Below are 13,954 nucleotides of genomic sequence, written 5' to 3'. Positions count from 1 at the left end.
GGGGCAAGGGTACGGGGGGCGTGAGCGGGGCTCGGCTTTTGGCTTGGCCGGGTGGGAGGGGCGCTTGTCGGGTGCGGATGGGTGGGGTTGGTTGCGCAGTTCCCCGCGCCCCTGGAGGGGGTGGCTTGGCGTGGTGAGGTTGTGTGCGGGTGGGTGGGGGTTGAGCGCGCAGTTCCCCGCGCCCCTGGGGGGCTTGGCGTTGTGGGGTTGTGTGCGGCTTGGTGGGGGTTGGGCGCGCAGTTCCTCGCGCCCCTGAAGGGCGCGGGCTTCCTGCGCCCCTTACGGGGCTGGCGTCAGCGGGTGGGTTCTTGTTCTGCTTCGATTCGGGCGTTCCATTCCCGCTTCGAGGCCTGCCAGCCGTCCTCGTTGTGGCCCAGGCGCCAGTAGCCGGAGATGGACAGGTCCTCGCGCGGGACGGCGCGCTCCACGCGCAGCAGGCGGCGCAGTTCCTTCACGAAGTGGGCCTCGCCGTGGACGAAGGCGTGAACGCGGCCCTCCGGCCGGTCGAGGGCGCGGACGGCCTCCACCAGCGCCTCGCCGACCTTGCGGTCACCGCGGTGCAGCCAGCGGATCTCCACGTCGGAGTCGATCTTCTGCTCCTCTTCCGGGCCCGCGATCTCCACGAAGGCGAACGCGCGCGCACCGTGCGGCAGCGACTCCAGGGAGCGGGCGATGGCCGGAAGTGCGCTCTCGTCGCCGGCGAGCAGGTGCCAGTCGGCGGCCGGGTCCGGGGTGTACGCGCCGCCGGGGCCCAGGAAGCGGACGACGTCACCGGGCCGGGCGTTCACGGCCCACGGGCCGGCCAGCCCCTCGTCGCCGTGGATCACGAAGTCGAGGGTCAGCTCACGGTGCTCGGCGTCCCACTGGCGAACGGTGTACGTCCGGGTCACCGGCCACTGGTCGCGCGGGAACTCCGCACGGATCCGCTCCACGTCGAACGGCTCGGGGTAGACCGCGCCGGGTGCCGGGAACAGCAGCTTGACGTAATGGTCGGTGCAGGTGTCCGCCGGCAGGCCGGCGAGCCCCTCGCCACCGATCACCACGCGCTGCATGTGCGGGGTCAGCCGCTCGGTGCGGACGACCTCCGCGGTGTGCGGGGTGCGCGGCGCGCGTGCCGGTCGCTCTGCCATGAGGGGCCTCCCTGTCGCAGTTAGGTTTACCTAAGCTAACACCTCGACCTGCGTCGGCGGCGCAACTCCCGCTGCGGAAGGCCCCGGTGGCTCACTCCGCGAGGGTGGTCAGCAGACGGCCGAGCGACCCGCCCAGTCCCCAACGCTCCGTCAGGAACTCCACCGCGGCCCGGTCGCGCGGGGCGTGCGGCAGGGCCGTGTCGACGTCCGGGAGCGGGACGTCGTCCGCGACCCGGACGACCTTCGGCGCCACCGCCAGGTACGGCCGCGCCTCGTCCAGACGCCTGCGCTGCGTCGGCGTGAGCTTGGCCTTCGGGTCGTCCACGGCCGCCAGGATCCCGGCCAGGTCCGTGAACTCGGCCAGCAGCTTGGCCGCCGTCTTCTCGCCGACGCCGGGTACGCCCGGCAGGCCGTCGCTCGGGTCGCCGCGCAGCAGCGCCAGGTCCGCGTACCCCTTGCCGTCCACCCCATACTTCTCGCGCAGCGCGGCCTCGTCCGTGAGCTGCAGCGTGCCGACGCCCTTCACCGGGTACAGCACGCGCACCCCGCGGGCGTCGTCCACCAGCTGGTACAGGTCGCGGTCGCCGGTGACGATGTCGACCGGTCCCTCGGCGCGGGCGGTGAAGGTGCCGATCACGTCGTCCGCCTCGTACCCGGCGACGCCGACGCGCGCGATCCCGACCGCGTCGAGCACCTCCTCGATCACCGGCACCTGCGGCGACAGGGTGTCGGGCACCTCCTCCTCGTCGGGCCCCGACGCGCGCTCCTCGGCGACGCGGTGCGCCTTGTAGGAGGGGATGAGGTCCACCCGCCACTGCGGACGCCAGTCGGCGTCCATGCACGCCACCAGGCGGTCCGGCCGGTGGTCCTTGACCAGGCGGTCGATGAAGTCCAGCAGCCCGCGCACGGCGTTCACCGGCGTGCCGTCCGGCGCCCTGACGGACTCCGGGACGCCGAAGTAGGCGCGGAAGTACAGGGAAGCGGTGTCGAGGAGCATCAGTCGTCCGGTCACGTCCCGCATCATGCCGCACCCCACCGACAGCACCGCCCGGACGGCGCGCCCGTCGGCCCGTCCGCGCGACATGTTGCGCTCTGCGCCACATCTGTGAGGCGGCCCACGAAAAGTTTGCGTCAAGCCAAAGGGGGGAGGCGCGGGCCCGGAGCGATGCCGGTTTCAGGTTCAACCTGTTGCGGACCGCCACGAGCCGTCCGTAGGGCATCGCTCCTGCCCTGTGTTGTCGACTCGAGAGGTTCGTGTGTCATCAAGGCTTGAGGCCGAGCGCCTGTACAAGGTGTTCGGCAGACGACCGGACCAGGCGGTCGAACGACTGCGCCAGAACACAGCAGACCGTGAGGAGCTGCGCGCGGACGGTGTCACCGCCGCCGTCATCGACGCCTCCTTCACCGTGGAGCCGGGCGAGATATTCGTCGTCATGGGCCTGTCGGGCTCCGGCAAGTCCACTTTGCTGCGGATGCTGAACGGTCTGCTGGAACCGACCGCCGGACACGTCCGCTTCGACGGACAGGACCTCACCGCCCTGTCCGACCGCGAACTGCGCGACGTCAGGTCCCGGAAGATCAGCATGGTCTTCCAGCACTTCGCGCTTTTCCCGCACCGCAGCGTCCGTGACAACGCTGCCTACGGTCTTGAAGTGCAGGGCGTGCCCCGCGCCGAGCGCGAACGCCGCGCCGACGAGGCGCTCGCCCTGTGTGGCCTGGCCGGCTGGGAGGACTCGTGGCCCGACGAGCTGTCGGGCGGCATGCAGCAGCGCGTCGGCCTCGCCCGCGCGCTCGCCACCGACGCCGACCTGCTGCTGATGGACGAGTCCTTCAGCGCCCTCGACCCGCTGATCCGCCGCGACATGCAGGACCAGCTGATCGAGCTGCAGAAGAAGCTGAAGAAGACCATCGTCTTCATCACCCACGACCTCAACGAGGCCATGCGCCTCGGTGACCGCATCGCCGTCATGCGCGACGGCGGCATCGTGCAGATCGGCACCGCGCAGGACATCCTGATCCGGCCGGCCAACGACTACGTGGCCTCCTTCACCCAGGACGTCGACCGCTCCCGCGTGCTCACCGCCCAGGCCGTGATGGACCCCGAGGTGCGCGGCGACGAGGCCGACTGCGGCTGCGAGACCGCGGCGCCCGGCACGTCCTTCACCGAGCTGTGCGCCATCAGCGCGCGCGTGCCGCACCCGGTGGCCGTGGTCGACGACGGCGAGCTCGTCGGCGTCGTGCCGCGGCAGCGTCTGGTCGGCTTCCTCGGCGACGAGGAGGCGGACCCCGGTGTCTGCGACAGCCCCAAGGGCCAGGGCGGGAAGGTGATGGCCCATGCCTAGGATCCCGCTCGGCGACTGGGTCAACAGCTCGGTCGACTGGCTGCTCTCCAACCTGACCTGGCTGTTCGACTTCTTCAAGGCCGTCTTCACCGGCGCCTACGACGGTGTCAACGCCGTCCTCCAGGCCCCGGAGCCGCTGATCCTCTGCGGCATCTTCGCGGTCATCGCCTTCTGGCTGCGGGGCACCCTCGCCGGTGTCCTCACCTTCGTCGGCTTCGCCTTCCTCGACTCCATGGAGTTGTGGGAGGACTCGATGGTGACGCTGTCCCTGGTGCTCGTCGCCACCGTGATCGCCCTGGTGATCTCGGTACCGGTGGGGATCTGGGCGGCCCGGTCCGACCGGGTCAGCGCCTTCGTGCGGCCGATCCTCGACTTCATGCAGACGCTGCCCGCGATGATCTACCTCATCCCGGCGATCCTGTTCTTCGGGACCGGTTCCGCCCCCGGCATCGTCGCCACCCTGATCTTCGCGCTCGCCCCCGGCGTGCGCATGACCGAGCTGGGCATCCGGCAGGTCGACAAGGAACTCGTCGAGGCGGCCGAGGCGTTCGGCACCACGCCCCGCAACACCCTGCTGCGCGTCCAGCTCCCGCTGGCGCTGCCCACGGTGATGGCGGGCGTCAACCAGGTCATCATGCTCGGCCTGTCCATGGCGGCGATCGCCGGCATGGTCGGCACCGGCGGGCTCGGCGGCGCCGTCATCGAGGCCATCGGCCAGCTGAACATCGGCCTCGGCGCCGAGTCCGGTCTGGCCATCGTCATCCTGGCGATCTACCTGGACCGCATGACCAGCGCCCTGGGCACCCAGGTGTCGCCGTTGGGCCGCCGCGCGGCCGCCAAGGCGCGCGCCGCGCAGGGGCTCAAGATCTGGTCCTACCGCCCCCGGCCGCAGGTCGCCGTGGTGGGCATGGTCGTCCTGGCCCTGGTGGCGGGAGGCATGGGCCTGTTCGGCGGCTCCGGCGGGTCCTCCGGCACCACCGCGGACGACAAGAACGTCGGCGACGGCAAGAAGATCAGCATCGGCTACATCCCCTGGGACGAGGGGGTGGCCTCCACGTACCTGTGGAAGGAGATCCTCGAGCAGCGCGGCTTCGAGGTCGAGGCCAAGCAGCTGGACGCCGGGCCGCTCTACACCGCGCTGGCGCAGGGCGACGTCGACTTCCAGACCGACGCCTGGCTGCCCACCACGCACGCGGAGTACTGGAAGAAGTACGGTGACCGGCTCGAGGACCTCGGCACCTGGTACGAGGAGACGACCCTGGAGCTGGCCGTCCCCGCGTACATGAAGGACGTCAACTCCCTCGAGGACCTGAAGGGCAAGGCCGCCACCTTCGGCGGGAAGATCACCGGCATCGAGTCCAGCGCCGGCATGATGGGCCTGCTGAAGAGCAAGGTGCTGCCCGCCTACGGCCTCGACAAGGAGTACAAGGTCGTCGACAGCTCCACCCCGGCGATGCTGGCCGAGCTCAAGCGCGCCTACAGCAAGAAGGAACCGGTCGTCGTCACGCTCTGGTCGCCGCACTGGGCGTACAGCGACTACGACCTGAAGAAGCTGAAGGACCCCAAGGGCTCCTGGGGCGAGGGCGACGCGGTGCACCTGGTGTCCCGCAAGGGCTTCGCCGGTGAGAACCCGGTCGTCGGGCAGTGGCTGAAGGACTTCTCGATGAGCGAGAAGGAACTCACCGGCCTGGAGGCCGAGATCAACAAGGCCGGCAAGGGCCGTCAGCAGGACGCCGTGCGCGCCTGGCTGAAGGACAACCCCGACGTCGTCGACAAGCTGGCCCCGGTGAAGTCCGGTTCGGGCGGCGACACCCCGGCCGAGGCGAAGCGCGCCCTGGACGTGGCGTGGTTCCCGTGGGAGGAGGACGTCGCCGTCACCTACCTGTGGAAGAACGTCCTGGAGCGGCGCGGCTACAAGCTGAACCTCAAGCAGATGGAGGTCGGACCGGTCTACACCGGTCTCGCGTCCGGGGACATCGACCTCAACTTCGACGCGTGGCTGCCGCACTCGCAGAAGAACTTCTACGAGCCGAACAAGGACAAACTCACCGACCTCGGCACCTGGTACGAACCGGTGTCGCTGGAGATCTCCGTCCCGTCCTACGTCAAGGACGTCAAGTCCCTGGCGGATCTCAAGGGCAAGGCCGACCTGTTCGGCGGGCGGATCATCGGCATCGAGGCCGGCACCGGCCAGATGGACATCCTGAAGAACAAGGTGCTGCCCGCCTACGGCCTGGACAAGGAGTACAAGGTCGTCGACGGCTCCTCGCCGGCGATGCTGGCCGAGCTCAAGCGCTCCTACGCCAAGAAGAAGCCGGTCGCGGTCACGCTCTGGTCGCCGCACTGGGCGTACAACGACTACGAGCTGACCAAGCTCGCGGACCCGAAGCGCGCCTGGGGCGAGAGCAACACCATCCACACCATCGCGAGCAAGAAGTTCCCCGAGCAGTACCCCCAGCTCACCGAGTGGATCAAGGACTTCCACATGAGCGAGGACGAGCTCGGCTCCCTGGAGGCGGAGATCAAGAACCGCGGCCAGGGCCACGAGGAGGAGGCCGTCGCCGCCTGGCTGCAGGAACACCCGGACATGGTGGAGCGGATGACGCCGCAGTAACCGCCGTACCGGCCGCGTCCCCGAGGGGCGGGTCCCGGAGCGTCCCTCGGGGGCGTGCCCGGGCCCGCCCCTCGCGCCGTCCTGAGCCGCCGCGTACCACGGAAAGAATCCGGACAACCACAGAGCGCCAACCCCTCCCCGGACCTCCCCGTGACCTTCCGGCGAACACGGTGAACAATGGCGGGAACACCCCCTTTCGCATCCGGGGGGTGCCGAGGGGCCCCATGGGCGGCTGGCGCGAACTGTGAGGTGGGAAACGGCCGCACACGACGGCGACGTGGCAGGCGCCTGAAACGGTTCGCCGAACATGCGTAGGGTGCAGACAACTCAGCGAAGGAAGAGCGCCGGGGCCTCGGCGCCCGGGGTACGGGACGAGCGGCGAAGGAGGGAGCCGGAGCGATGGGCGACCACAAGGAACAGCCTCTGCGGGTGGGCGCGGCCGTGCGGCGGCGACGCCGTGCGCTGGACCTCACCCTCGCCGTCGTGGCCGAGCGCAGCGGTCTGTCGGTCCCGTTCCTCAGCCAGATCGAGAACGAGCGGGCGCGTCCCAGCCAGAGCTCCCTGGAGAAGCTGGCCGACGCGCTGCGCACCACCGCCGTGGAACTGCTCGCCGCCGCCGACCCGGCGTGCAGCGTGGACGTCGTCCGCGCGGAGGGCGCCGAGTCCTGGGCCGAGCCCCGGGTGCGCTCCCTGGTCCGCGGCCACCACCAGATGCACGCCTCCGAGTTCACCGGCGACCATGACGCCGGCCGTGAACTGCAGTTCCGCAACGACCAGTTGATGTACGTCGCCGAGGGCGCCGTGGAGATCGAGGCCGAGGGGCGCGCCTACCGCCTCGGACGCGGCGACACCCTGTACCTCACCGGCGGGGTCCGGCACCGCTGGCGGGCCACGGTGCCGGAGACCCGGCTGCTGGTCGTCGCCGTCGCCGAACACATCGAGGCGCTGCGGGACACCAAGCCGCGCCGATGAGTCCCGTCCGGGTCGTCTCCCTCGTCCCCTCCCTGACGGAGGCCGTGGCCGTCTCCGCGCCCGGCGCGCTGGTCGCGGCCACCGACTGGTGCACGCACCCCGCCGGGCTGGACGTCGCCCGCGTCGGCGGCACCAAGAACCCGGCGGTGGACCGCGTCACCGCCCTCGCCCCCGACCTCGTGATCGCCAACGAGGAGGAGAACCGGCAGCCCGACCTGGACGCCCTGCGCGCGGCGGGCCTCGACGTGCTGGTGACCCACGTACGGACACTGCCGCAGGCCTTCGGCGAGCTGGACCGGGTGCTGTCCGCGTGCGGGGTGCGGACCCGGCCCCGCTGGATGGACGAGGCGGAGGCCGCGTGGCAGGCGCCGCCCACGTCCGACGAGGTCCGCACGGCGGTCGTTCCCGTCTGGCGCCGCCCCTGGATGGTCCTCGGCCGCGACACCTTCGCGGGCGACCTGCTGGCCCGCCTCGGCGTCCGCACGCTGTACGCGGACCACGCCGAGCGGTACCCGCGCATCCCGCTCGAGGAGCTGCGCGCGGCCCGGCCGGACCTGGTGGCGCTCCCCGACGAGCCGTACCGCTTCACCGCGGACGACGGCCCGGAGGCCTTCCCCGGCATCCCCTGCGCCCTCCTCAGCGGCCGCCACCTCACCTGGTACGGCCCCTCCCTCACCGAGGCCCCGGAGGTGCTGGGGCGCGCGGTGCGGGCGGCTCACGTCTGACAGGCGGTGCGCGCGCGGGCGGGCGGTGCACGGGCGTTGCATAAGCTGGGCTTATGAGCAGGACGGAAGACCGCGCCGACGAACGGCCCCCCGGTGCCGGTTCGCTGGCCCACCGGGTGCCCGACCTGGGGGCGCTCGAGCTGCTGCTCGCCGTGGCGCGGGTGGGCAGTCTGGGGCGGGCGGCGCGGGAGCTGGGCATCACCCAGCCCGCCGCGAGCAGCCGGATCCGCTCGATGGAGCGGCAGCTCGGCGTGGCCCTCGTCGACCGTTCGCCGCGCGGGTCGCGGCTCACCGACGCCGGCGCCCTGGTCACGGACTGGGCCCGGCGGATCGTCGACGCGGCCGAGGCCTTCGACGCGGGCGCCCAGGCGCTGCGGGACCGCCGGGACTCCCGGCTGCGGGTGGCGGCCAGCATGACGATCGCCGAGTACCTGCTTCCCGGGTGGCTGGTCGCGCTGCGCGCGCAGCGCCCGGACACGGCGGTGTCCCTGCTCGCCGGCAACTCCACGGCGGTCGCGGAGAGGCTGCTGGCGGGGGAGGCCGACCTGGGGTTCGTGGAGGGGCTGACGGCGCCGGCCGGGCTGGACTCAGCGGTGATCGCCCACGACCGGCTGATCGTGGTCGCGGCCCCCTCGCACCCCTGGGCCCGCCGCAGGCGCCCGCTCGCGGCGGAGGAACTGGCGGCCACGCCGCTGGTGCTGCGCGAGGAGGGCTCCGGCACCCGGCAGGTGCTGGACGCGGCGCTGGGCGGGCTGGCCCGGCCGCTGATCGAGCTGTCCTCGACGACGGCGGTGAAGGCGGCGGCGGTCGGCGGTGCGGGCCCCGCGGTGCTGAGCGAGCTGGCGGTGGGGGAGGAGCTGGGGACGCGGCGCCTGGTGCGGATCCCCGTCCAGGCGGTCGCCCTGGCCCGCGACCTGCGGGCGGTCTGGCCCACGGGCCACCGCCCCACCGGCCCGGCACGGGATCTGCTGTCGCTGACCCGCGCCTGAGGAACCCGGCGCGCGCCCGCTGACGACGGACGCGGCTCCTTCCGCGGCGGACCTCACTCGGGTCGCACCCGAGCGCCGGGCGCCAAGGTGTTCCGGCCGGGGGAAGCCGATGCGGCCCCGTGGGGCTGGACGCGCGCGTCACCCGTCCTCGGTGTCCGGCGCGCCCCCAGTGAGGGGGGTGTGCGAGGTTCCGGGCGGCAGACAGCCGACTGTTGTGCCCGTGATCACGGCCCGGGCGTCCTGGTCAGCCGTGCCAGGGGCGCAAGGTGGCTCACCGGCGGCTGTGGGGTGCGCGTGAAGGACTCGCGCGCGCCCGCTTTTCGAGGCGAGCGTGTGCCGGTGCGCTGCCCGCCGTGCCGGAGCCGGCTGTTGTGCCCGGCGTCGTGGTGAGCCGTGCGGGGGCGCGAGGGCTTACGGGCGGTCATGGGTGCGCGTGAAGGACTCGCGCGCGCCCGTTTTTCGAGGCGAGCGTGTGCCGGTGCGCTGCCCGCCGTGCCGGCCCCGGCCGGGCCGGGCGGCTGCTCACCGGCCGGTGGCTGTGCCTCCGTACCGCGTGCGGCCCGGTTGCCGTACGCGCCGAGGCCGACGCGAGCCGACCTGGCGCCCGGGGGCCGTGTCCCAGGGCGTCGCCTGTCCCCCCGCGCGCTCCCGGCGGCGCTCGTCCGACGGGCCGGCCTCGTCAGCCCCCCGCCGCCGTGATCAGGGCGCGGACGACGCGCGGGTCATCGCCCATCTCCGGATGCCACTGCACCCCCACCACCCAGTGGCCGTCGGGGCGTTCGACGGCCTCCACCGTGCCGTCCTCCGCGTACGCGGACGGGATCAGGCCGGTGCCGAGGCGGTCGACCGCCTGGTGGTGGTAGGTGGGGACCGACGTCTCCTCGGGGACGGCGTCGGCGTACCGCGTGCCCGGGACCGGCTTCACCGGGTGCCGGCCGAAGGTGCCCGGCACCTCGGCGTGGCCGTCGATGTGCTGGACAAGGGTGCCGCCCAGGGCGACGTTCAGCAGCTGCATGCCCCGGCAGATGCCGAGCAGCGGGACCCCCCGGCCCAGTGCGGCCCGGATCAGCGCCAGCTCCCAGACGTCCCGTTCCCGGGCCGGAGGCCCCGTGCGCGGGTCGGGCTCGGCGCCGTAGCGGACGGGCTCCACGTCGGGGCCGCCCGCGACGACCAGGCCGTCGAGACGGGCCACGGCGGCCTCCGCGTGCTCCGGGGCGTCCGGTGGGAGCATGACGGCCAGTCCGCCCGCCCGCTGCACCAGCCGCGGATAGCCGGCCGGCAGCAGCGCGGCGTCCAGCTGCCACACACCCCACCGCACGCCCGACTCCGCGTAGGTACTGATGCCGATCAGTGGCCTGCCCGACACCCGGGCACCTCCCTCTTCCTCAGTCCTGCGCCAGCTCCGCCTCGGCCGCCGCCAGCGCCGCGAACTCCTCCTCCGGCGCCTTCGCCACCAGGTGCTTGCGGCTGTACAGCCCGAAGTAGGCCAGCGCCACGATGTACACCGCCAGCGCGATGAACGCCGCCGTCACGTCCACCAGGAACGTCGCCACCAGCGCCGCGCAGGCCAGCACCAGCGCCACCGACGAGGTCAGCACCCCGCCCGGCGTCCGGTACGGCCGGGGCAGCTCCGGTTCCCGGCGTCGCAGCACGATGTGCGACAGCGACATCAGCGCGTAGGAGATCGTCGCACCGAAGACCGCGATGTTCAGCATGCGCGCCCCGTTGCCCGTGCTCGCGGCGAGCGCGAACCCGATCGCGCCCGGGACCACCAGACCGAGGTACGGCGCGCGCCGGCTGCTGGTCAGGGACAGGAACCGGGGCAGGTAACCCGCCCGGGACAGCGCGAACAGCTGCCGCGAACCGGCGTAGATCAGCGAGAAGAACGAGGCGACGAGACCCGCCAGGCCCGCGTAGTTCACGATCCTGCTCAGCACCGTCGCCTCGCCGTCCGGCTGGAGCGCCTCCACCAGCGGGTTGCCCGCGTCCTGGACCGCCGCCGAACCGCGCGCCCCGGCCGCCGCGAAGAAGGTCATCACGGCCAGCACCACCAGGATGCCCATCGACCAGCGGATCGCGCGCGGCAGCGTACGAGCCGGCTCCCGGGTCTCCTCGGCGGCCAGCGGCACACCCTCCACGCCCAGGAAGAACCACATGCCGAACGGGAAGGCCGCCCAGATTCCCAGCAGCCCCATCGGCAGCCAGGAACTCGCGCCCAGCGCCGAGGTGTCCACCGGGATGTCGTCCAGCGAGGAGGCGTCGAACTCGGGCAGCGCCGCCAGCGCGAACACCACCAGCGCCGCCACCGCGATACCGGTGACGACGAAGCTGAACCGCAGCGCCTCGCCCACGCCCCACAGGTGGATGCCGATGAAGATGACGAAGCAGGCCAGGTAGACCGGCCAGCCCGACTCCAGGCCGAACAGACCGAGGGACTCGACGTAGTCGCCGATGAAGATGGAGATCGCGGCGGGCGCCAGCACGTACTCGATGAGGATCGCCGTGCCGGTGAGGAAGCCGCCCCACGGGCCGAGCGCCCGGCGGGCGAAGCCGTAGCCGCCGCCCGCCGTGGGCAGGATCGACGACAGCTCGGCGAGCGCGAACACCATGCAGGTGTACATGGCGCCCATCAGGACCATGGCGATCGCCAGACCGCCGAAGCCGCCCTCGGCCAGGCCGAAGTTCCAGCCGGAGTAGTCGCCGGAGACGACGTACGCGACGCCGAGGCCGGTCAGCAGCAGCCAGCCCGCGCTGCCCCGGCGCAGTTTCCGGCGTTCCAGGTAGTCGTCGGGCTCACCGGCGGGTTCACGGGATGCGGATGGAAGGCTCACGGCACGGCTCCCCAGGAGGCGGTGTGGCGCGGACGATGGTAATGGAACGTATCCAGACCTTTGTGGGCCCATACCTTCGTGGCGCACCCGACGCGCGCGCAACCCCCGTGCGTTAAGCCGGGGTAAACCCTGCCCCGGTCCGCCGCGCGCCACACCGTCAGGCGAGGAACCCCCGCAACAGCGCCGCCGTCCCCGCACAGTGCTCCCGCATCACCTCACGCGCCCCGTCCGCGTCCCCCTCCAGCACCGCCTCCACCAGCGCCGCGTGCTGGCGCTGCGAGTGCTCCAGGTTGCGCACCAGCAGCGGAATGCAGTCCAGCAGGTCGTTCACCGTCGCCCGGACGGCCGCGTACTGCGCGGTCAGCGTGGGCGAGCCGGACAGCTCCGCCAGGGTGAGGTGGAACAGCGTGTCCGCCCGCCGGTAGTCGCCCAGCGGCGCCTCCTGCGTGCCCGCCAGCGCCTCCCGCAGCCGCCCCGCCCGCTCGTCCGTCAGCCCGTGCGCCGCGCAGAGCCCCGCCGCGCCCACCTCCAGCACCTCCCGGAAGCGCAGCACATCCTCGATGTCCACCTCGGCGATCCGCCGCCGCAGCTCCTCCTCGCCGGCGTCCGTCGGCCGGGGCAGCACGAACGTCCCGCCGTACCGGCCGCGCCGCGACTCCACCAGGCCCTGGTCCTGGAGCACCTTCAGCACCTCGCGCAGCGTCACCCGGCTGATCCCCAGCCGCTCCGCCAGCTCCCGCTCGGCCGGCAGCCGCTCCCCGCCCGCCACCAGGCCCAGCCGCACCACCTGGAGGATCTGCTCCAGCGCCTCCTCGAAGCCGTTGCCCGCACGGACCTGCCGCAGCACCGGCGCCAGCCGGTCCCCGACCGCGCCGACCGCATCCTTGGGCATCTGGTCGCGCCCCCTTCCCAAGTAATGGTTCCCGGCAATACCTTATGGCTCCCGGCTGATCGAAGAAGCCCCAGGAGGCCCTCCCGTGGCAGACCGCACACCCCCGCTCGCCGTCGAGGAACTGCACGCCCTCGTCGCGAGCGGCGAGATCGACACTGTCGTCCTGGCCTTCCCCGACATGCAAGGGCGGCTCCAGGGCAAGCGGTTCGCCGCGCGCTTCTTCCTCGACGAGGTCCTCCGCCACGGCACCGAGGGCTGCAACTACCTGCTCGCCGTCGACGCCGACATGAACACCGTCGACGGCTACGCCATGTCCTCCTGGGACACCGGCTACGGCGACTTCGCCATGTACCCCGACCTCGACACCCTGCGCCGGGTCCCCTGGAACGAGGGCACCGCGATGGTCGTCGCCGACCTCGCCTGGGCCGACGGCTCCCCGGTGGCCGCAGCGCCCCGGCAGATACTGCGCCGGCAGCTCGACCGGCTCGCCGCCCTCGGCTACACCGCCCAGGCCGGCACAGAGCTGGAGTTCATCGTCTTCAAGGACACCTACGAACAGGCCTGGGACTCCGGCTACCGCGGCCTCACCCCGGCCAACCAGTACAACGTCGACTACTCGGTGCTCGGCACCGGCCGCATCGAGCCCCTGCTGCGCCGCATCCGGAACGAGATGGCCGGCGCCGGCCTCACCGTCGAGTCCGCCAAGGGCGAGTGCAACCCCGGCCAGCACGAGATCGCCTTCCGCTACGACGAGGCCCTGGTCACCTGCGACCAGCACGCGATCTACAAGACCGGCGCCAAGGAGATCGCCGCGCAGGAGGGCGTCTCCCTCACCTTCATGGCCAAGTACAACGAACGCGAGGGCAACTCCTGCCACATCCACCTCTCGCTCGCCGACCTCGGCGGCGACAGTGCCATGCCGGACTCCCCGGAGGACCCGGACCGCATGTCCCAGGTGATGCGCCACTTCCTCGCCGGACAGCTCGCCGCACTCCGCGAGTTCTCCCTGCTCTACGCCCCGCACATCAACTCCTACAAGCGGTTCCAGCCGGGCTCCTTCGCCCCGACCGCCGTCGCCTGGGGCCACGACAACCGCACCTGCGCGCTGCGTGTCGTCGGCCACGGCCGCTCCCTGCGCTTCGAGAACCGGCTGCCCGGCGGCGACGTCAACCCGTACCTGGCCGTGGCCGGCATGGTCGCCGCCGGCCTGCACGGCATCGAGCAGCGCCTGGAACTGCCCGAGCCCTGCGCGGGCAACGCCTACACCGCCGGCTTCGACCACGTCCCCACCACGCTCCGTGAGGCCGCCGAGCTGTGGGAGCACAGCGAGATCGCCAAGGCGGCCTTCGGCGAGGAGGTCGTCGCCCACTACCGCAACATGGCGCGCGTCGAGATCGACGCCTACGACGCCGCGGTCACCGACTGGGAGCTGCGCCGCTCCTTCGAACGCATGTGAGGC

The 13,954-nt window shown here is 72.3% G+C and carries 11 protein-coding genes; 6 read left to right on the top strand and 5 right to left on the bottom strand.

The window, feature by feature from the left end; all coding sequences use genetic code 11:
* Nucleotides 1-293: 293 nt before the first annotated feature.
* Together B100_RS0114440 and B100_RS0114435 are read right to left on the bottom strand one after the other, a co-directional pair.
* On the bottom strand, nucleotides 294-1,130 hold the full coding sequence (locus B100_RS0114440; protein WP_024885155.1) for a siderophore-interacting protein: 837 nt from the start codon (nucleotides 1,128-1,130) through the stop codon (nucleotides 294-296).
* A gap of 91 nt (nucleotides 1,131-1,221) precedes the next feature.
* On the bottom strand, nucleotides 1,222-2,151 hold the full coding sequence (locus B100_RS0114435) for a 5'-3' exonuclease (protein WP_486585647.1): 930 nt from the start codon (nucleotides 2,149-2,151) through the stop codon (nucleotides 1,222-1,224).
* Nucleotides 2,152-2,386: 235 nt separating this feature from the next.
* On the opposite strand from B100_RS0114435, the gene B100_RS0114430 reads away from it, so the two are divergent.
* The 5 genes from B100_RS0114430 (at nucleotide 2,387) to B100_RS0114410 (ending at nucleotide 8,772) form a co-directional block, all read left to right on the top strand.
* Nucleotides 2,387-3,472 (top strand): glycine betaine/L-proline ABC transporter ATP-binding protein, encoded by a 1,086-nt coding sequence (locus B100_RS0114430; RefSeq protein WP_024885153.1) that lies wholly within the window; start codon nucleotides 2,387-2,389, stop codon nucleotides 3,470-3,472.
* A complete protein-coding gene (locus tag B100_RS0114425) occupies nucleotides 3,465-6,086 on the top strand; it encodes an ABC transporter permease/substrate binding protein (RefSeq protein ID WP_024885152.1) in 2,622 nt (873 codons plus the stop codon). Before B100_RS0114430 ends, B100_RS0114425 begins: the two co-directional genes overlap by 8 nt.
* Before the next feature lie 399 nt (nucleotides 6,087-6,485).
* The gene (locus tag B100_RS0114420; RefSeq protein ID WP_024885151.1) at nucleotides 6,486-7,058 is read left to right on the top strand and encodes a helix-turn-helix domain-containing protein; all 573 of its coding nucleotides are present in this window, start codon (nucleotides 6,486-6,488) and stop codon (nucleotides 7,056-7,058) included.
* A complete protein-coding gene (locus tag B100_RS0114415) occupies nucleotides 7,055-7,783 on the top strand; it encodes a helical backbone metal receptor (RefSeq protein WP_024885150.1) in 729 nt (242 codons plus the stop codon). Before B100_RS0114420 ends, B100_RS0114415 begins: the two co-directional genes overlap by 4 nt.
* Before the next feature lie 53 nt (nucleotides 7,784-7,836).
* Nucleotides 7,837-8,772: a LysR family transcriptional regulator gene (locus tag B100_RS0114410; protein ID WP_024885149.1), complete on the top strand. Its 936-nt coding sequence runs from the start codon at nucleotides 7,837-7,839 to the stop codon at nucleotides 8,770-8,772.
* A gap of 679 nt (nucleotides 8,773-9,451) precedes the next feature.
* Here B100_RS0114410 and B100_RS0114405 read toward each other — a convergent pair.
* The 3 genes from B100_RS0114405 to B100_RS0114395 form a co-directional block, all read right to left on the bottom strand.
* Nucleotides 9,452-10,138 carry a gamma-glutamyl-gamma-aminobutyrate hydrolase family protein gene (locus tag B100_RS0114405; protein ID WP_024885148.1) on the bottom strand — a complete coding sequence of 229 codons (687 nt, stop codon included), beginning with the start codon at nucleotides 10,136-10,138 and terminating at the stop codon, nucleotides 9,452-9,454.
* A gap of 19 nt (nucleotides 10,139-10,157) precedes the next feature.
* Complete coding sequence (eat, locus tag B100_RS0114400; protein ID WP_486585643.1) at nucleotides 10,158-11,675, bottom strand: ethanolamine permease; 1,518 nt, start codon at nucleotides 11,673-11,675, stop codon at nucleotides 10,158-10,160.
* 85 nt (nucleotides 11,676-11,760) lie between these two features.
* On the bottom strand, nucleotides 11,761-12,495 hold the full coding sequence (locus tag B100_RS0114395) for an FCD domain-containing protein (protein ID WP_024885146.1): 735 nt from the start codon (nucleotides 12,493-12,495) through the stop codon (nucleotides 11,761-11,763).
* 85 nt (nucleotides 12,496-12,580) lie between these two features.
* On the opposite strand from B100_RS0114395, the gene B100_RS0114390 reads away from it, so the two are divergent.
* The gene (locus tag B100_RS0114390) at nucleotides 12,581-13,951 is read left to right on the top strand and encodes a glutamine synthetase family protein (protein ID WP_024885145.1); all 1,371 of its coding nucleotides are present in this window, start codon (nucleotides 12,581-12,583) and stop codon (nucleotides 13,949-13,951) included.
* Nucleotides 13,952-13,954: the final 3 nt, after the last annotated feature.

The sequence above is a fragment of the Streptomyces sp. CNH189 genome (genome assembly GCF_000527195.1).
This window is presented reverse-complemented; position numbering and strand designations above follow the sequence as displayed.